Here is a 17626-nt window from a genome sequence, read left to right as displayed (position 1 = left end):
CTACTCCGCTGAGGAGCCGGCGCGATAGCCGACGCCGCGAACCGTGGTCACGATGGTGGGGCGATCCGGATCCTGCTCGATCTTCGCCCGCAGGCGCTGCACGTGCACGTTGACGAGGCGGGTGTCCGCCTTGTACTGGTAGCCCCAGACCTTCTCGAGCAGCACCTCGCGCGTGAACACCTGCTGCGGCTTGCGCGCGAGGATCGCGAGCAGGTCGAACTCGAGCGGCGTGAGCGGGATCACCTGGCTGCCGCGTCGCACCTCGTGTGCGGCGACGTCGATCGTCAGGTCGCCGATGCGCAGCGTCTCCGTCGCCTCCTGCTGCGGCTCGCGCAGGCGCGCACGGATGCGGGCGATGAGCTCAACGGGGTTGAACGGCTTCACGACGTAGTCGTCTGCCCCGGCCTCGAGCCCGCGCACGACATCGCGGGTGTCGGTGCGCGCGGTGAGCATGATGATCGGGGTCCCGGACTCGGCGCGGATCTTCTCGGCGACCTCGATGCCGTCGAGGCCGGGCAGCATCACGTCGAGGAGCACGAGATCGGGGCGCATCTCGCGGAACCGCTCGACGGCCTCGGCGCCGTCGACCGAGAACTCGGTCTCGAAGCCCTCGCCCTGCAGCACCATGCCCAGCATTTCGGCAAGCGCCCGGTCGTCGTCTACCACCAAGATGCGCGCACTCATGGTCCCATTATGACTGGCCAAGACGAGGATTACGTGTGTCGCGAGCCTTTCAACGCCGGATCAGGCCAAGCTTGGACACTTTGCGCGCTCCGGAGCGCCCGGGCGATCAGTAGTGATCGAATCTCCCGGGGAGCACTTCCCACGGTTCGCGGCCCAGGTACTCGCACACGGCGAGGTGCACGCAGTGCTCGACGAAGTACCTGCGGTGCTCATCGTCGTTGACGTGCAGCCCCCTGGCGCGCTGGATCGGCATGCGGAAGAGCATGATCGTGCGCGAGGGCCGGTCGATCGCGTAGAGCAGCGGGTGCCGGCTCTCGCCCCGGTCGCTCGGCGCCGTCTGGAAGCCGATGCGCACCCCGGTGAGCTCCTCGGGGAAGTGCTGCTGCAGCAGCTGCACCGCACCCCGGGCGTCCGCCTCGAAGCGCGGGATCCTGCCGCCGGGATCCGGCAGGTTGGGCCCGCCGAGCGCGGAGCGGATGGGCCGCCGCCCGTGCCGCCTGGACACCCGGGTTCGCGGGGAACGCTGGGAACGCTGACGACCGAACATGCCCCCAGTCTACGTGCCCGGCTAGCGGGTGAAGACGGTCAGTTCCCCGGCGCGCGGATCCGGCGCGATCACCGGGTACGCGGCGATGTCCGCATCCTTCAGATACCGCACACCCGCGGTGATCGGCGCAGAGGACTCGAGCACGGCGTTCGCCGGTGCGGACACCGTGACCGCGGCGCCGGCCGGAACGCTCACCGTTCGGGGCTTGGCCTTGCCGTCGGCGGCGCGCACCTCGACGCTCGCCGCAGCGACGCCGGAGTTCACGAGCACGAGCTTGCCGCCGGGGACGACGGCCGCTGCGACCGGCTCCCCCGCCGCCATCTCGGGTGCCGGCACAAACCACTCGTAGTCGTGCTCGCTGCCCTTCGTCGCCGAGCCGAGCACGCTCGCGAGCACGGGCGCGTCGGCCTCGATCACCACGGCGTTCGCGCTCGTCGGCCAGGTCTTGAGGCTCAGCTCGCCCACCGCGCCGGGCGCGAGCGACAGCTCACCCAGCTCGGTGCTGCCGCCGTTGGCGTCGATCGCGCGTGCGCGCACCGTCGTCTCGCTGCCCCCGGGCGCGAATGCCCGGATCAGCACGGGGTAGTCGTCGCCCTCTCCGGAGTCGCTCGGGCCGCGCTCGTGGTCGCTCTCGTTGGCGACGCCAGGGATCACGAGCCGCGTCGCCGGCTCCACCTGGCGGCCGACCGAGGACACCCCGTACGCCTCGAGCCCGAAGCGGTGCGCGATCCCCATGCTCGCGGTCACCGGCGCGCCGGTGCTCACCACGCGCACGGCGAAGCGCTCGCGATCCGGCGCGTAGCCGTTCAGCGAGACCGTCTGCTCGGTGCCTGGCGCGATGAGCACGCCCGCGCTCTGGGCCGCGTCGACGGCCCCGTTCTCGTCGTAGACGGAGATCTCGACCGTGGCGGGGACGCCACCCGGGTTGCCGAGGCTGAGCGTCGTCGAGACGCCGAGGTTGCTCCCGCCGCCGAGCAGCCACTGCTCGTTCAGGGGCTCGGCGCACGCGCTCGCGGTGGCCCCGCGCAGCTGATCGCCGCGCACGGACTGCAGCTGCGCCGCGGCGAGCGGCTCGGCGATGGGCGCGGAGATCACCGCGGGGAGGCCCTTGCCGCCCTCGGCGCGGTCGAGGCTCGCGGTGCCGGCGGCCTCGCCGGCGACCGTCACTGCGGGGGACCCGACGGGGATCGCCGCGCCGGGCCGCTCCTCGTCGGCACCCAGCACCGAGAATGCGCCGGCGCACACGAGGGTGCGGTTCGTGTTCTGCGTCGTGTCGACCACGATGGGCTGCGGCGCGCGGGTCACCTCGGGCAGCGTCAGGCTGCCGACCGCCACGACGGCGGCCCCGGCCGCGGCGATCACGAGTAGGCCGGTGAGCGCGCGGGCGCCGCCGCGCAGCATGCGTGTGCGGTCGCTCATCGTGCGTCTCCAGTCGTTGGCTCGGCGCCCGGGGTGGAATCGGGATCGGGATCGGGATCGGTGCCTGGCTCGGGATCGGGATCCGGGCCGGGCTCGGGATCCGGGCCGGGCTCGGGGTCGGTGTCGAGCTGGGGATCCGTGCCTGGCTCAGGCTCGGCCACGTCCGCACCCTCGGGCTCGGGATCGACGCCGGGCACCGGTTCGGCCGCTGCCTCCGGCTCCGGCTCAGCCGCCGTCTCGGCCTCCGGCGCCTCGGCCTCGCCCTCAGCCTCAGCCTCAGCCTCACCCTCAGGCACTACAGCCTCCGGCACCTCCGCCTCAGCCTCCGGCACCTCCGCCTCGGCCTCTGACTGCGGCACCGGCGTCACGGTCACCTCGGTGCCGCCGCGCTTCCTCCGCTTCGGCCGCTTGCGCCGCTCCGGCCGGTAGGTCACCTCGCCAGTCGGGAGGGCGAGCAGCAGCACGCCGAGGAGCACGATGAGCTGCACCACCCAGATCGTGCTGCCGGTCAGGGTCGACCCGCCGACGTTCTCCGCGGCGTCGCCCGGCTCGACCTGCTCGGTCTCGGGCTCCGCCACCCGCCAGAGCAGGCCCTGCTCGGTCTGGCCGGCGTTCACAAGCGCCGGGTGCTGATCGAAGAGTCGCTGCAGCTCCGCGCGCTCCACGTCGCTGCCCGCGCTCGGCAGCAGCACGAAGCCGACCCCGGCCTCGCGCAGCGCCGCGGTGAGGTCCGGGCCGCCGGCGCTCGCGAGGCCACCGACGAGGCCGGCGATCTCGCGGTCCGCGTCGCCCACCTCTGGCACGTGATCCACGCTGCGCACCTGATCGAGGCGCACCCCTGGTCCGGTGACCACCTGCGTCCGCACCGCGTGCGACGCCTCCGCGGTGATGACGAGCGTGCGGACGCCCGGCTGCGTCTCGCCAGCGGCCTGCACGAGCGCCGGCATCTGCGAGGCGGCAGCCCCGAAGGGCACGCGTCCGAGGAAGAGCTGCGAGCTCACCGGCACCACCGCGAGGATCGCCGTGACCAGGGCAACAGCGACGACCGGGGCGGCGCCCTTGCGCAGCGTCGACGCGCCAACCGCGGCGAGGCTCAGCACGGCGAGCCAGTACACCGCGAGACCGGACCCGGTCCACAGCGCGACGCTCGTGTCACCGACGACCGTGAGCTGCAGCTGGGCCGCGCCGAGGGCGGTGACCATGCCGAGCCCGCCGAACAGGGCACTGAACAGGGTGACTGCGACACGTCCGGTGAAGAGGCCGAGCACCGCGAGGAGCGCGATCGGCAGCATGAGGATGCCGACGAGGAGCGTCGCTGGCGGGCCGCCCAGCCCGATCGCCTCGAGGATGCCACCCCAGCCGGCGAGGCCGAACTCGGGGAACCCGAGCAGCATGTGCCAGGGAGTTGCCGGCTCGAACGGCAGCACAATGCCCGGATCGAGCAGCACGTCGAGCGGCCTGCCGCTGGTGACGCTCACCACGATCTTCGGGGCGAACAGCACGAGCGGCACGAGCGCGGTGGTGAGCACGCGCGCCGCGCCGCGGAGCGTGGTGAACAGGCCAACGACGAGGAGCAGCGCCGCCGCGGGGATCAGCACCGGGGCGGCAGCGAGCGCGACGCCGGCGAGCAGCGAGGCGGTGCCGGCCCAGCTCCACGACTCCCGGCAGCGCGTGGCGGCGAGCAGCAGCCACGGCAGGGTGATGGTGAGGATGAGCGTCGGCAGGCGGCCGGCGTCGAGCGAGCCGAGCAGTACCGGGCTGAGCGCGAAGCCCAGTGCGGTGAGGGCGCGACCCGCCTTCGACTCGGTCAGCTGCGCGGCCCAGATCCAAGCGCCGAGCGCCGTGAGCGGGATCGCCGCGATGATGAGCAGCACGATCGCGTGCGACGGGTTCCAGAAGGTCACGGTGCCGAGGATCGCGAGCACCCAGGTGAACGGGTCGGCCGGCACGCCGTCGAGCGAGCGGGTGTTCCACCACAGCTGGTCGAGCGAGCTGAGCGGCGCGAGTCCGCCGCCGGCGAGGCTGAGCTGCGGGACGGCCCACCAGGTGAGCGCCACCGCGGCGACGAGCGCTGCGACGAGCACGGCGAGGCCGCCCGAGGAGATGAAGTGCAGCTCGCGCCGCTGCATGCCGGTGCTCGCGAGGATCGCCTCGCGGTCGATCATGCGCGCGGTGCGCACGCTCTTCGGGTCGATGCGCAGCGAGCGAATGGCCGCCCACCCGGCGCTGTTGTTCTGCCTGATGCGCTTCCGCGAGGCGATGATCGCGTGCGGGCGGAAGAATACGCTGAACGCTGCGAGGAACTCGCCGAGCATGTTGCCCGGCTGTTCCCTGATGAGCGCCCACAGCACCCGCAGGACGGCGAACACGGGGAGGCCGAGCCAGGCGAGGAGCGCGAGCGGCGCGCGCGCGTACGCGATCCTGCGGTGCAGGTGCGCGGTGCGGGCCTGGCGGTGCGCCTGGCGCAGCACGGAGCGCTTTCGGTCGATGCGGGGGCCGGCGACGCCGCTCTGCGCGAAGCGCACGCGGGACTCGGGCGCCACCTCGACGCGGTGCCCGGCGAGACGCGCGCGCACACAGAAGTCGAGGCCGTCGTCGTAGACGGGCAGCGCGGGATCAAAGCCGCCGAGCTGCTCCCACACGTCGCGGCGCACGAGCATGCCGACGGGGCCAACCCCGAGCACGTCCTGCAGGTGGTCGTACTGCTGCTGGTCGAGCTCCTGGCGCCGCAGCGTCCAGCGCGCGCCGTATCGGGTGAGACTCTGCCCGAGCTCGATGATGCGCTCGGGCCGATCCCAGTCGACGAGCTTGGGGCCCGCGACCGCGACGGAGGGCGCGCGCTGCACCGCGCGCAGGATGAGCGCGAGCGCCTCCGGCTCGGGGCACGAGTCCTCGCTGAGCAGCCAGAACCACTCGGTGACGTCGCTCTCGGGTGCCGGCGCGGCCGCCTGCACGCCGTGCGCAACGGCCTGCCCGAAGGAGACGCGGCTCCCGAGGCCGATGACGCGCTCGGCGCCGCTCGCGAGCAGCTGCGATCCCACGCTGTCCGAGCCGCCGTTGTTCACGGCGATGATGGCCGCGGGCGCAACCGATTGCGCCGCGATGCCGGCGATGGTCTGGTCGAGCCACTCGCCGCCCTGCTGGGCGACAAGAACGGCCGTTACTCTGGTGCGCATATCGCGCCCAGTCTAGGCCGCTCGGCGGCGCGAAAGATGGAGCCGCACCGTGTGGCCTGGCATCCGGCCGCTAGATCGCCTCGCGGCGCAGGCGGCGGCGCTCGCGCTCGGAGAGCCCGCCCCAAATGCCGAAGCGCTCATCGTTCTGCAGCGCGTAGTCGAGGCACTCGGAGCGCACCTCGCAGCTCTCGCAGATGCGCTTCGCCTCGCGCGTCGAGCCACCCTTTTCGGGGAAGAACGCCTCGGGATCCGTCTGGGCGCAGAGCGCGTCGCTCTGCCAGGCGAGGGCCTCGTCCTCCTCGCGCACGCCGGGGACTCCGAGGAATACGGGGTCAACGAACCAATTACCGGGGACCGGAGTCTGCGGTGTTTCGTTCACGTTGCGCCCCTTTCCTGCTTGACCCGCGTGTCGCGACGGGTTCGTCGGGACAATGCATTAATTACACCGTTGTGATTCGTGCAAGTCAAGCCGGAAAGTGTAAACCCTCAAGCTCGACTTGAAGCTCACCAACACGCTGACGTGTCACACTCGCGACCTGGTCAGGCGTGTCGCGGGCGGTGCGACGCCAGCGCTAGCCCCAAATCACGAGCATGCGGTACGTCATCACCGCGGCCGAGAGGTGCACCACCGCGAGCACCAGATTCGCCCATCGCGTGCGATCGACGAGCGCCCAGAACCCCGCGCCGATCGGCAGCAGGAACGCCACGATCAGGTACATCCAGAACTCCAGCGGATCGCCCGTCGCCGTGTTCCCCGCGAACGGCGCGGCGATCGAGATGATGATCTGCACGAGCAGCAGCAGGGCGACAACGAGCGTCGCCCCCATCGTGAAATCGTTCGGTCCGCGCTTCCGCAGCGCCTCGACGAGGCACAGCACCGCGCCAATGAGCGCAACAGCGATCAGCGCGATCGCGTAGCCGAGAATCATGCGTCTCCCCCGGTCGTGGCGGTATCCGGCGTTGGGAAGTTCGTCACGACGCGCGTGCGGCCCGCCCGCACCGACACGAGGCCGATGAGGCGCCCGTCCGGCGCGAGCGCCGCGGCGAGCTTCGCATCCCGATCGGCACCCACCTCAACCCGCTTCCCGTGGCCGAGGTCGAGGGTCTGCTGCGCGTCGAGCTGGAGCGCAGGGAACAGCTCCGTCGCCACCGCGGCCGGCTCCAGCAGTCGCACGTTGTCGCCGGCCACCAGCTGCTCGATCGTGCCGGCGTCGGCGACGTCGAACGGCCCCACCGCTGTGCGGCGCAGCGCGGTCAGGTGCCCGCCGAGCCCGAGCGCCGCGCCCAGATCCCGAGCGAGCGCGCGAATGTACGTTCCGGTCGAGCACCGCACGGTTGCGTCGATGTCGATGACCGCGGTGCCGTCGGCGGCCGTCGCTGCGCGCGGCGCCTCGATATCGAACGCGTGGATCGTCACGGGGCGCTGCTTCAACTCGACGTTCTCGCCGGCGCGCACCCGGTCGTACGCGCGCTGCCCGTCCACCTTGATGGCGCTCACCGCGCTCGGCGACTGCAGGATGTCGCCGGTGAGCTCGCGCACCGCGGCACCAATCCGCTCGGGATCCGCCAGCACCGCTGCCACATCGGCGGCGTCCGCGACCGCTGTGGTATCGCCCTCCCGGTCGTCCGTCACGGTCGCGATCCCCAGACGAATCGTGGTGCGGTACGTCTTGTCGAGGCCGACCAGGTGGGTGAGCAGCCGGGTCGCCGGGCCGGCGCCGAGCACCAGCAAGCCGGTGGCCATCGGATCGAGCGTGCCTGCGTGGCCGACCTTGCGTGTGCCGAGCGCGCGGCGCGACTTCGCGACGGCGTCGTGGCTGGTCCACCCCTCGGACTTGTCGAGCAGCAGGATCCCACCGTGCGGGGGCAAGGAAACGGAGGCGGAAGTCACCCCTCCAGCCTACTGCGCGCGGAAGTCATCAATTCGGCTGATGCCCGGTGACGCACGGTGGGCGAGGCTCAGAGTATGAAGAATCCTCTGCGCCACCTCCTCACCTCCGCATTCGTGTACGCCGGTCTCGGCGTCGCAGCCGGCGTGTTCTTTCGCGAGTTCACCAAGCTGAACGACTTCCCAGAGGGCGCGTTCACGCAGCTCAGCGTCGCGCACACCCACCTCCTCGCGCTCGGCTTCTTCCCGTTCCTCATCCTGCTCGGCCTCGAGCGCGTGTTCGCGTTCTCCGCCGCGAAGCGCGCGACCGGCTGGTTCCTCGGGCTCTACCACTCCGGCGTGATCATCACCTCGGCGATGCTCATCGTGCACGGCAGCATGACCGTGCTCGGCATCGAGTCGTCCGCGGCGATCTCCGGCATCGCGGGTCTCGGCCACATCGCCATCACCGGCGGCATCATCGCCCTCTTCATCGCGCTCCGCGCGGCCGTGCGAGGCGCCGAGGCTCCCACCCCGGCCTGACCGTAGACTGGTGCGGATGGACACCACGGGGATCGCGCAGGCCGTCAATGCCTGGTACGGGCTGGCGGCGCGCGAGCTGCCCTGGCGCGAGCCGGACACGACGCCGTGGGCGATCCTCGTCTCCGAGTTCATGCTGCAGCAGACCCAGGTCGACCGCGTCATCCCGCGGTGGTCCGCCTGGCTTGAGCGGTGGCCGACGCCGGCGGCGCTCGCGGCAGCCGAACCCGGCGAGGCGGTGCGCGCGTGGGATCGGCTCGGCTACCCGCGGCGCGCACTCTGGCTGCACCGCGCCGCCGTGGAGATCACGGAGCAGCACGGGGGCGCGGTGCCCGCGGACGTTGAGCAGCTGCTCGCGCTCACCGGGATCGGGCCGTACACGGCACGCGCGGTCGCCACGTTCGCGTTCGGGGATCACCACCCCGTCGTCGACACGAACACGCGCAGGGTGATCGCCCGCGCGGTGCACGGCAGGGCGGCTGCGGGCATGCCGGCCGCGCGCGACCTCGACGACATGGCGGCGCTGCTGCCCGCCGACCCCGCGGCGGCGGCAACGTTCAACGCCGCCGCGATGGAGCTCGGCGCGATCGTCTGCACCGCGCGCGCTCCGCGCTGCGACGACTGCCCCATCGCGGCGCTGTGCGAGTGGCGCGGCGCCGGCTACCCGGACAACGCGCCGGCGAAGCGGCCACGGCAGGCGCGCTTCGAGGGCAGCGACCGGCAGGCGCGCGGCAGGGTGCTCGCGCTGCTGCGAACGGCCGACGGCGCGGTGCCGCGGGCGGATGCGCTGCGGGCGGCGAGCAGCGATCCCGATCAGGCCGCCCGAGCCGTCGCAACGCTCCTCGCCGACGGCCTCATCCGAGAGTCCCCAGCGGACTCCCTCGCCCTCCCGTAGCCCGCCCCCCATCAATACCAAAATTGCTGCGAGTGTGATCCGGTTCGGTTCGCCGATACCGGATCGCACTCGCAGCAATTGCTCGCGGAGCGGGCGCTCAGCGCCCTACTGCTCCTCGTCCTCCGCGTCGCGTGGCTTCGTGTACGGGTCGGCCTCCCCGGCGAAGCTCGCGTTCGCCGCCAGCGCCGCCGACTCGTCGTCGCGGCGCTTCGCCTCGGCCAGCAGATCACTCAGGTGCTGCGCGCTCTCCGGCAGCTCATCGTGGATGAACTCAAGCGTCGGCGTCAGCCGGGTGCCGAGCTGCTTGCCCACCTCGCTGCGCAGCATGCCGGTCGCCGCCTTGAGCGCCGCAGCGGTGTCCGCCTGCTCCTGCTCATCGCCGTACACCGTGTAGAACACGCTCGCCTGCTGCAGATCGCCCGTCACCCGGACATCCGTGATGGTCACAAAACCGAGCCGCGGATCGCGCAGCCCCTTCTCCAGGCGGCGAGCGATGATCTGCTGGATTCGCTCCGCTACCTTCCCCGCACGTGGATTCGTCATACTCCAATACTAGCCGCGGGCGCAGGACGCCGCCCGGGACTCGCCTCCTGCGGGTAGCGTGGAAGCGCCCCAGCTCCCCATTCCCCCACAACTGGAAGTTGACCTCGTGACCGAGAACGCGCCAGGCCCCCACCCCGATCCCACGCAGCCGACACCGCCGCAGTACGCACCACCCCAGTACGCCCCGCCGGCCGCGCCTCAGTACGCCGCACCCCAGTACGCTCCGCCACAGGCCCCGCCGTACGACGCCACGTACCCCGGCCCCGCCTGGGCTTTGCCGGCCCCCGGCCCGGGCGAGCCGTTCGACGGCGCGCGCGATCCGCGCGACATGACCCGCCCGCTCTACGGCGCAACGTTCGGGCAGGCAATCGCGCGGTTCTTCCGCGGCTACGCCCAGTTCGACGGGCGTGCCTCGCTCAGCGAGATGTGGTTCTCGCGGCTGTTCACCGCGCTCCTGCTCCTCGCGTGGCTGGTCATGATCCCCGTCGTCCTGGCGCTGCCGACGCGCACCGCGACGGACGCGGCGATCGCGGTCTTCTTCGTCGGTGTCCTCGCCACGCTCGCACTCGCGCTGCCGGCGATCGCGTGCAGCTGGCGACGCCTCCACGACGCGAACTTCCCCGGCCCGCTCTGGTTCCTCACGTTTGCCCCGTTCGGCGACGTCGCCGTGCTCGTGCTGCTCCTCATGCGCTCACGCCCCGAGGGGCGACGGTTCGACGTCGCGGTCCCCGCCCCAGGCGCGCACACCGGGCACTGGGATCCCACGCCGCCGCAGGCGCAGCCCGGATCCTGAGCGGCTTCGATGTCACACTCACCCGATGCGCGGCGGCTCCACGCGCTGCGGCTGCTGCGATCGGTGCGGGATCGGATCGACCGCGAGTACGCCGAGCCGCTCAACGTCGCCGAGCTGGGCCGCGGCGTCGGGATGTCCGCCGGCCACCTCAGCCGTGAGTTCGCCGCGACGTACGGCGAGTCCCCGTACAGCTACCTGATGACGCGCCGCATCGAGCGCGCGATGACGCTGCTGCGGCGGGGCGACCTCTCGGTCACGGAGGTGTGCTTCGCCGTGGGCTACGGCTCCCTCGGCACGTTCACTACGCGCTTCACCGAGCTCGTCGGGGTCTCGCCGGGCCGCTACCGCAGGGAGGGCGGCGGACCGCTCGGCGGGCTGCCGAGCATCGTCACGATGCGCGCGACGAAACCGGTCAGGATTCGAGAAGTTCCCGGTGCCGGCGAAGAGTAGCGTGACCGGCATGAAGATCAACATTCACGTCACGTTCCTCCCGCACACCGATGCCGAAGCCTCGCTCGCGTTCTACCGCGACGTGCTCGAATTCGAGGTGCGCAACGATGTCGGGTACGGCGATATGCGGTGGCTGACCGTCGGCCCGCCCGCGCAGCCCGACACCTCCATCGTGCTCACCCCACCAGCGGTCGATCCCGGGCTCACCGACGACGAGAAGCGCGTGATCCACGAGCTCATCGCGAAGGGATCCTACGCCTCCGTGGTGTTCGCCACCGACGATCTCGACGGGCTGTTCGCGCGCGTCGAGGCGTCCGCCGTTGAGGTGCTCCAGGAGCCCATGGCCCAGGACTGGGGCACGCGCGACTTCGCGTTCCGCGACCCGGCGGGGAACACCGTCCGCGTCCAGGAGCTCTGACCCGGCCGACGAGAGAGAAGGGCCCGGGCAGCGCACGCGCTGCCCGGGCCCTTCTCCGTTCCCACTTGCGACTAGTCGCGGGGCTTCTCCACCATCTCGGTGGTCTCGATCTCGTCGCCGATCTGGATGTCGTTGTACTTGCCGAGGCCGATACCAGCCTCGAAGTCCACCTTCACCTCGGTGACGTCGTCCTTGAAGCGACGCAGCGACTCGATGGCGAGGCCATCGGCGATGACGACGCCCTCGCGGATGACGCGCGCCTTCGCGTTGCGCGTGATCGTACCGGAGCGGACGATGACACCAGCGATGTTGCCGAACTTGGACGAGCGGAACACCTCGCGGATCTCCGCGACACCCGACTGCTTCTCCTCGTACTCGGGCTTGAGCATGCCCTTGAGCGATGCCTCAATGTCGTCGAGCGCGTTGTAGATGACGTTGTAGAAGCGGATGTCGATGCCCTCGCGCGCAGCACGCTCGCGGGCCTTGACGTCGGGGCGCACGTTGAAGCCGATGACGATCGCGTTGTCGATCGTGGCGAGATCCACGTCCGACTCGGTGATCGCGCCGACGCCGCGGTGGAGGATCCGGAGCTGGACCGAATCGTCCACCTCGATCTTCATGAGCGACTCCTCGAGTGCCTCAACGGCACCCGACACGTCACCCTTGATGATGAGGTTGAGCGACTCAACCTTGCCGTCCTCAAGCGCCTTCGTGAACTCTTCGAGGCTGATGCGCTTGCGGGCCTTCGCCAGCTGCGCGTTGCGCTCGGCGGCCTCACGCTTCTCAGCGATCTGGCGTGCCGTGCGGTCCTCGGGGGTCACGATGAAGTTGTCACCGGCACGCGGAACGCTCGAGAGGCCCTGCACCTGCACCGGGCGCGAGGGCAGCGCCTCGACAACCGGATCGCCGTTCTCGTCGCTCATCGCACGCACGCGGCCGTAGGCCGTGCCCGCAACGATCGCGTCGCCGACGCGGAGGGTACCCGACTGGATGAGCACGGTCGCCACCGAGCCGCGGCCCTTGTCGAGCTTCGCCTCGATGGCCACACCGCGCGCGTCCTTGTCCGGGTTCGCGCGGAGGTCGAGACCGGCGTCGGCGGTGAGGAGCACCGCGTCGAGCAGCTCGGTGATACCGATGTTGTTCTTCGCCGAGACGTCGACGAACATGACGTCGCCGCCCCATTCCTCGGAGACGAGGCCGAACTCGGTGAGCTGCTGGCGCACCTTCTCCGGGTTCGCGTCTTCCTTATCGATCTTGTTGACCGCGACCACGATCGGCACGTTCGCCGACTGCGCGTGGTTGAGCGCCTCAATCGTCTGGGGCATGATGCCGTCGTCCGCCGCGACCACGAGGATCGCGATGTCGGTGACCTGCGCACCACGGGCACGCATGGCGGTGAACGCCTCGTGACCCGGGGTATCGATGAAGGTCAGCGCGCGCTCGACGCCGTCGTGCTCGGTGTGCACCTGGTACGCACCGATGTGCTGCGTGATGCCGCCGGCCTCGCCGCCGCCAACGTTCGCCTTGCGGATCGCGTCGAGCAGTCGGGTCTTACCGTGATCGACGTGACCCATGACCGTGACCACGGGCGGGCGGGGCTGCAGGACGTCGTCGCCCTCCTCCTCGAGCTCCGACTCGATGTCGATGTCGAAGCCCTCGAGCAGCTCGCGGTCCTCGTCCTCGGGCGAGACGACCTGGATCTTGTAGCCCAGCTCCTCACCGAGGATCTGGAACGTCGCCTCGTCGAGCGACTCCGTCGCCGTCGCCATCTCACCGAGGTGGAACAGGACGGTCACGAGGTTCGACGCGCTCGTGTTGATCTTGTCGGCGAAGTCCGACAGCGATGCGCCACGGCGCAGACGGATCGCGGTCGACCCGTCGCCGCGGGGAACGCTCACGCCGCCGAGCGACGGCGCCTCGCGCATCTCGAATTCTGCCCGCTTCGCCCGCTTCGACTTGCGTGCCTTGCTCTTGGAGCCACCGCGGCCGAACGCACCAGCGGTGCCAGCGCCACGACCGCCGCGACCGCGGCCGGCGAAGCCGCCGCCGGGACGGGGACCGCCGAAGCCGGTCCCCGGTGCGCCTGCACCACCGGCGCCGCCACCGCCACCCGGGCGGTTGAAGCCGCCGCCACCGGGACGACCGCCGCCGGGGCGACCGGCGCCACCGGGACGACCTGCGCCAGCACCACCGGGTGCGGGGCGCGGCGAGGGACGCGGGATGTTGCCCGGGTTCGGGCGGCCAGCTCCGCCACCGGGGCGAGGCATGCCCTGGTTCGAGCTGAACGGGTTGTTGCCGGGGCGCGGCGGGCGCGGAATGCCCATGCCCTGGCTCGAGGCGAACGGGTTGTTGCCGGGGCGCGGGCCACCGGGCTTCGGAGCGCCGGGCTTGCCAGCGCCCGGGGTCGCCGCAGCGGGCTTCGCACCGGGCTTCGCCGCAGCGGGCTTCGGAGCGGCGGGCTTCTCAGCCGCAGGCTTCTCCGCGGCGGGCTGCTCGGCCGCCGGCTTCGCAGCCTCGGCGGGAGCAGCCGGCTCGGCCTCCTTGCGCGCGGCAGGCTTCGGGCCGGGCCGGGGGCCGGGCTTCTGCGCCGCGGGGCTCTTGGGTGCGGCGGGTGCCGCGGACTCGGCGGGCGTGCCGCCAACGCCATCGGCCGCAAGCGCAGCCTTGACCTTGCGTGCGACCGGGGGCGCGACGCTCGACGAGGACGCCTTGACGAACTCGCCCATTTCCTTCAGCTTGGCCAGAACGACCTTGCTATCAACACCGATCTCCGCAGCGATCTCGTGTACGCGTGGGTTTGCCACTTTTCTCCTGTCTGGGTTCACGCCAGACAGGCGAGAACCAAAATTACTGGACGGGTCTCATCGTGAGCCGCTCATTAGTTGTCCATGAGTGTTTTCAGCCTGTTCTCTAAGGGGCCGGCATCGGGCTTCCCCGATGCTCGCAGCGCGCGGGGAAAAGCCCCGCGCTTCACAGCTTGATCCAGACACTGCACCGTGGGGTGTACCCAGGCGCCCCGCCCGGGGAGTACCGCGCGATCGTCGACGCACAGTCGACCATCGTGCACCACGACCCGAAGCAGTTCCGTGCGTGGTGCGCGTTTCCGACACGCCACACAGGTCCGAACCGCATCCATCTTACCAGCTTCCCGCCTGTTCCTCGCGCTGACGGCGTGCCGTCAGCCGCGGGCAGGCTTTCCCCTCAAGGGTACTGAGTTCCCGTTGATTCCATACCCGCAGGCGGAAACCTCCCCCGCGGGTGTGGGGGCCGCGCGGAGCGCGCGGTGCCGGGGCGTCCCGGCACCGCGCGCACGCACGACGAACTAGTCGTTCATGATCGAGTCGGGCTGGATGTCGATCTTCGCGCCGGTGAGCTTCGCCGCGAGCCGCGCGTTCTGCCCCTCCTTGCCGATGGCGAGCGACAGCTGGAAGTCAGGCACCAGCGCGCGCACCTGCTTGAGCGACTCGTTGAGCATGAACACGTCGGTCACCTTCGCGGGCGACAGCGCGTTCGCGACGAACTTCGGCAGCTCGGGCGAGTAGTCGACGATGTCGATCTTCTCCTCACCGAGCTCGCTCATAACGGCGCGCACGCGGCCGCCCATCTCACCGATGCACGTGCCCTTCGCGTTGATGCCGGCCTGCTTCGCCCGCACGGCGACCTTCGAGCGGTGCCCAGCCTCGCGCGCGAGCGACACGATCTCGACGAGCCCCTCGGCGAGCTCGGGCACCTCCCGCTCGAACAGCTTGCGCACGAGCCCCGGGTGCGTGCGCGACACGACCACCTGCGGGCCCTTCGTGCCCTTCGACACGCTCGTCACGTACACGCGGATGCGCATGCCGTGCGGGTACTTCTCCCCTGGCACCTGCTCCTCGGGGGGCAGGATCGCCTCGAGCTCGCCGAGGTCGACGTGCACCATGCGCGGGTTGGGGCCCTGCTGCACGACGCCCGAAACGACCTGGCCCTCGCGGTCCTTGAACGTGCCGAGGACGGCGTCGTCGCTCAGGTCGCGCAGGCGCTGGTTGATGACCTGCTTCGCGGCGCTCGACGCGACGCGACCGAACTCGTCGGTGGTGATGTACGCCTCACCGATCTGCGCGCCGGCCTCGTCGAGCTCGGGCACGAGCACCGAGATCTCGCCGCTCTTGCGGTCCAGCGTCACGCGCACATCAGACTCGCGCGGCACCGGGAGGTTCTGGTTCTCCGCGTGACGCAGGTACGCGGACTGGATGGCCTGCTCAATAATCTCGACAAGCTCGTCGAACGGAATCTCCTTCTCGCGTTCGATCTGTCGCAGCGTTACCAGCTCGATCTTCACCGTGGCCTCCTTGTATTGAACTGTCTATTCAGATGTCGCCACGGGGCAGCCCGTGGCGGAAGAGACCAGAGTACTCCAGCGCAATGACAACTGCCACCTGCCGGCAACGCTGGTGCGTCGCCGACAGGTGGCAGTTCGCCCGCTCGCGGGGTGCTGGGCTACGCGGAGAAGAGCGCAGGGATCTCGGCGATCGCGATCTTCTCCTTGGTGCCGTCGGCGCGGTTCCACACCTCGGCGAAGCCCTCGGCGGCGTCGCGACCGACGACCACGACGCGGGGCACGCCGAGCAGCTCGGCGTCGCCGAACTTGACGCCCGGCGAGACCTTCGGGCGGTCGTCGAAGAGCACGTCGGCCCCGGCGGACTCGAGGTCCGCCGCGAGCGTCTCCGCGATCTCGAAGACGGCGGCGTCGCGGCCGGTGGCCACGAGGTGCACGTCGAACGGCGCGATCGCCTCGGGCCAGATCAGCCCGCGATCGTCGTGGTGCAGCTCGGCGAGGATGGCCATGATGCGGGTCACGCCGATGCCGTACGACCCCATGGTCACGGTGACGAGCTTGCCGTTCTCGTCGAGCACCTTGAGCCCGAGCGCCTCGGCGTACTTGCGGCCGAGCTGGAACACGTGACCGATCTCCATGCCGCGCGCGGTCTCGATCGGGCCGGATCCATCCGGCGCGGGATCGCCGTCGCGCACCGACGCGATGTCGGCGACACCGTCGGCGCTGAAGTCGCGGCCGGCGACGAGGTGCGCGATGTGCTTTTCGGACTCGTTCGCCCCGGTGATCCACTCGGTTCCAGCGACCACGCGGGGATCGAGCAGGTAGCGCACGCCGGTGGTGCCCTCGGTGCCGAGCACGGCCTGGCCGCCGAGCACGGGCCCGATGTAGCCGCGGACGAGGCCGGGGTGCTTCTCGAAGTCTGCGGCCGTGGCCGGCTCGACGTCGGCGCCGCCGAACACGACCTCGGCGCGCTTCATGTCGGCGTCGCGGTCGCCCGGCATGCCGACGACCACGAGCTCGCGCTCGCCCCCGATCGGCGTGATGGCGAGCACCACGTTCTTCAGGGTGTCTGCGGCCTCCCACTGGCGGCCATCGGCGCGCGGGATCACCGCGTTCGCGTGCGCGACGAGCGTCTCGATGGTGGGCGTGTTCGGGGAATCGAATACGGCGGCTGCCGGCGCGTTCGTGAAGTCGATCGCCGCGGGCACTGGCGTCTCGTACGCCTCGACGTTGGCGGCGTAACCACCGGCCGAGCGCACGAACGTGTCCTCACCGATCGGCGTCGGCAGCAGGAACTCCTCGCTGCGCGAGCCGCCCATCGCGCCGGCGTCGGCCGACACGATGACGTACTCGAGGCCGAGCCGCGTGAAGATGCGCTCGTACGCGTCGCGCTGCTTCTGGTAGCTCTCGGCGAGCCCCTCGTCGGTCACGTCGAAGGAGTAGGCGTCCTTCATCGTGAACTCGCGCCCGCGGAGGAGGCCGGCGCGCGGCCGCGCCTCGTCGCGGTACTTGTCCTGGATCTGGAAGAGCTGCAGCGGCAGGTCCTTGTAGGAGGACACGATGTCCTTCACCATGAGCGTGAAGGCTTCCTCGTGCGTGGGCGCGAGCAAGTGGTCTGCGCCGTGGCGATCCTGCAGGCGGAACATCGTCTCGCCGTACTCGTCCCAGCGGCCGGTCGCCTCGTACGGGTCGCGGGGCAGCAGCGCGGGGAAGTGCACCTCGTGCGCGCCAGCTGCGGCCATCTCCTCGCGGATGATCTGCTCAAGCTTGCCCTTCACGCGCAGCCCGAGCGGCAGCCAGCCGAAGACGCCTGGCGACTGGCGCCGGATGTAGCCCGCCCGCACCAGCAGCTTGTGGCTGGCGACCTCGGCGTCCGCGGGGTCCTCGCGGAGAGTCTTCAGAAAGTAGTTGCTGAGCCGTGTGATCACCCCACCATCGTAGCCCTCTCACCGCGGTCCATCACCCGCGCCGACGAGCGC

Annotated in this window: 17 protein-coding genes; 5 read left to right on the top strand and 12 right to left on the bottom strand. The window is 70.8% G+C overall.

The window, feature by feature from the left end; genetic code table 11:
* The 7 genes from mtrA to truB all read right to left on the bottom strand — a co-directional run bounded on the left by mtrA (position 1) and on the right by truB (position 7717).
* Positions 1 to 684, bottom strand: coding sequence for an MtrAB system response regulator MtrA (gene mtrA, locus EGM46_RS03365; RefSeq protein ID WP_125098757.1), 684 nt, complete (start codon positions 682 to 684; stop codon positions 1 to 3).
* Between the two features lie 106 nt (positions 685 to 790).
* Positions 791 to 1231 carry a hypothetical protein gene (locus EGM46_RS03360; protein ID WP_125098756.1) on the bottom strand — a complete coding sequence of 147 codons (441 nt, stop codon included), beginning with the start codon at positions 1229 to 1231 and terminating at the stop codon, positions 791 to 793.
* A 21-nt stretch (positions 1232 to 1252) separates the two neighbouring features.
* A complete protein-coding gene (locus EGM46_RS03355; protein WP_125098755.1) occupies positions 1253 to 2650 on the bottom strand; it encodes a DUF5719 family protein in 1398 nt (465 codons plus the stop codon).
* Positions 2647 to 5826 carry a glycosyltransferase family 2 protein gene (locus EGM46_RS03350; RefSeq protein WP_125098754.1) on the bottom strand — a complete coding sequence of 1060 codons (3180 nt, stop codon included), beginning with the start codon at positions 5824 to 5826 and terminating at the stop codon, positions 2647 to 2649. Before EGM46_RS03350 ends, EGM46_RS03355 begins: the two co-directional genes overlap by 4 nt.
* A 70-nt stretch (positions 5827 to 5896) precedes the next feature.
* Positions 5897 to 6205 (bottom strand): WhiB family transcriptional regulator, encoded by a 309-nt coding sequence (locus tag EGM46_RS03345; RefSeq protein WP_025134760.1) that lies wholly within the window; start codon positions 6203 to 6205, stop codon positions 5897 to 5899.
* 193 nt (positions 6206 to 6398) lie between these two features.
* Entirely contained in the window at positions 6399 to 6755 is a 357-nt protein-coding gene (locus EGM46_RS03340) for a hypothetical protein (RefSeq protein ID WP_125098753.1), read from the bottom strand.
* Entirely contained in the window at positions 6752 to 7717 is a 966-nt protein-coding gene (gene truB / locus EGM46_RS03335) for a tRNA pseudouridine(55) synthase TruB (protein WP_125098752.1), read from the bottom strand. Before truB ends, EGM46_RS03340 begins: the two co-directional genes overlap by 4 nt.
* A gap of 75 nt (positions 7718 to 7792) precedes the next feature.
* Between truB and EGM46_RS03330 the strand changes: the two genes are divergently transcribed.
* Positions 7793 to 8236 carry a DUF2871 domain-containing protein gene (locus EGM46_RS03330; RefSeq protein WP_125098751.1) on the top strand — a complete coding sequence of 148 codons (444 nt, stop codon included), beginning with the start codon at positions 7793 to 7795 and terminating at the stop codon, positions 8234 to 8236.
* A 16-nt stretch (positions 8237 to 8252) separates the two neighbouring features.
* Entirely contained in the window at positions 8253 to 9128 is an 876-nt protein-coding gene (locus EGM46_RS03325; RefSeq protein ID WP_125098750.1) for an A/G-specific adenine glycosylase, read from the top strand.
* A gap of 105 nt (positions 9129 to 9233) precedes the next feature.
* Here the strand turns inward: EGM46_RS03325 and rbfA are convergent, their stop codons facing one another.
* On the bottom strand, positions 9234 to 9671 hold the full coding sequence (gene rbfA / locus EGM46_RS03320; protein WP_125098749.1) for a 30S ribosome-binding factor RbfA: 438 nt from the start codon (positions 9669 to 9671) through the stop codon (positions 9234 to 9236).
* Between the two features lie 106 nt (positions 9672 to 9777).
* On the opposite strand from rbfA, the gene EGM46_RS03315 reads away from it, so the two are divergent.
* Genes EGM46_RS03315 through EGM46_RS03305 form a run of 3 tightly spaced genes read left to right on the top strand, consistent with a single transcriptional unit; the run spans position 9778 to position 11332 of the window.
* Positions 9778 to 10464 carry a DUF805 domain-containing protein gene (locus EGM46_RS03315; RefSeq protein ID WP_125098748.1) on the top strand — a complete coding sequence of 229 codons (687 nt, stop codon included), beginning with the start codon at positions 9778 to 9780 and terminating at the stop codon, positions 10462 to 10464.
* A 9-nt stretch (positions 10465 to 10473) separates the two neighbouring features.
* The gene (locus tag EGM46_RS03310) at positions 10474 to 10914 is read left to right on the top strand and encodes a helix-turn-helix transcriptional regulator (RefSeq protein ID WP_125098747.1); all 441 of its coding nucleotides are present in this window, start codon (positions 10474 to 10476) and stop codon (positions 10912 to 10914) included.
* Positions 10915 to 10924: 10 nt separating this feature from the next.
* Positions 10925 to 11332, top strand: coding sequence for a VOC family protein (locus EGM46_RS03305; RefSeq protein ID WP_125098746.1), 408 nt, complete (start codon positions 10925 to 10927; stop codon positions 11330 to 11332).
* 71 nt (positions 11333 to 11403) lie between these two features.
* On the opposite strand, the gene infB is transcribed toward EGM46_RS03305, so the two are convergent.
* From infB to EGM46_RS03285, 4 genes are all read right to left on the bottom strand, one after another.
* On the bottom strand, positions 11404 to 14136 hold the full coding sequence (infB, locus tag EGM46_RS03300; protein ID WP_125098745.1) for a translation initiation factor IF-2: 2733 nt from the start codon (positions 14134 to 14136) through the stop codon (positions 11404 to 11406).
* Positions 14137 to 14210: 74 nt separating this feature from the next.
* Positions 14211 to 14468, bottom strand: coding sequence for a YlxR family protein (locus EGM46_RS03295; RefSeq protein ID WP_125098744.1), 258 nt, complete (start codon positions 14466 to 14468; stop codon positions 14211 to 14213).
* Positions 14469 to 14654: 186 nt separating this feature from the next.
* Positions 14655 to 15650 (bottom strand): transcription termination factor NusA, encoded by a 996-nt coding sequence (gene nusA, locus EGM46_RS03290; RefSeq protein ID WP_125098743.1) that lies wholly within the window; start codon positions 15648 to 15650, stop codon positions 14655 to 14657.
* A gap of 158 nt (positions 15651 to 15808) precedes the next feature.
* Positions 15809 to 17575, bottom strand: a complete 1767-nt coding sequence (locus EGM46_RS03285; protein ID WP_125098742.1) for a proline--tRNA ligase — start codon at positions 17573 to 17575, stop codon at positions 15809 to 15811.
* Positions 17576 to 17626: the final 51 nt, after the last annotated feature.

Origin of the sequence: Leucobacter chromiireducens, from assembly GCF_003917135.1 — a bacterium.
Lineage (GTDB): Bacteria > Actinomycetota > Actinomycetes > Actinomycetales > Microbacteriaceae > Leucobacter > Leucobacter chromiireducens_A.
This window is presented reverse-complemented; position numbering and strand designations above follow the sequence as displayed.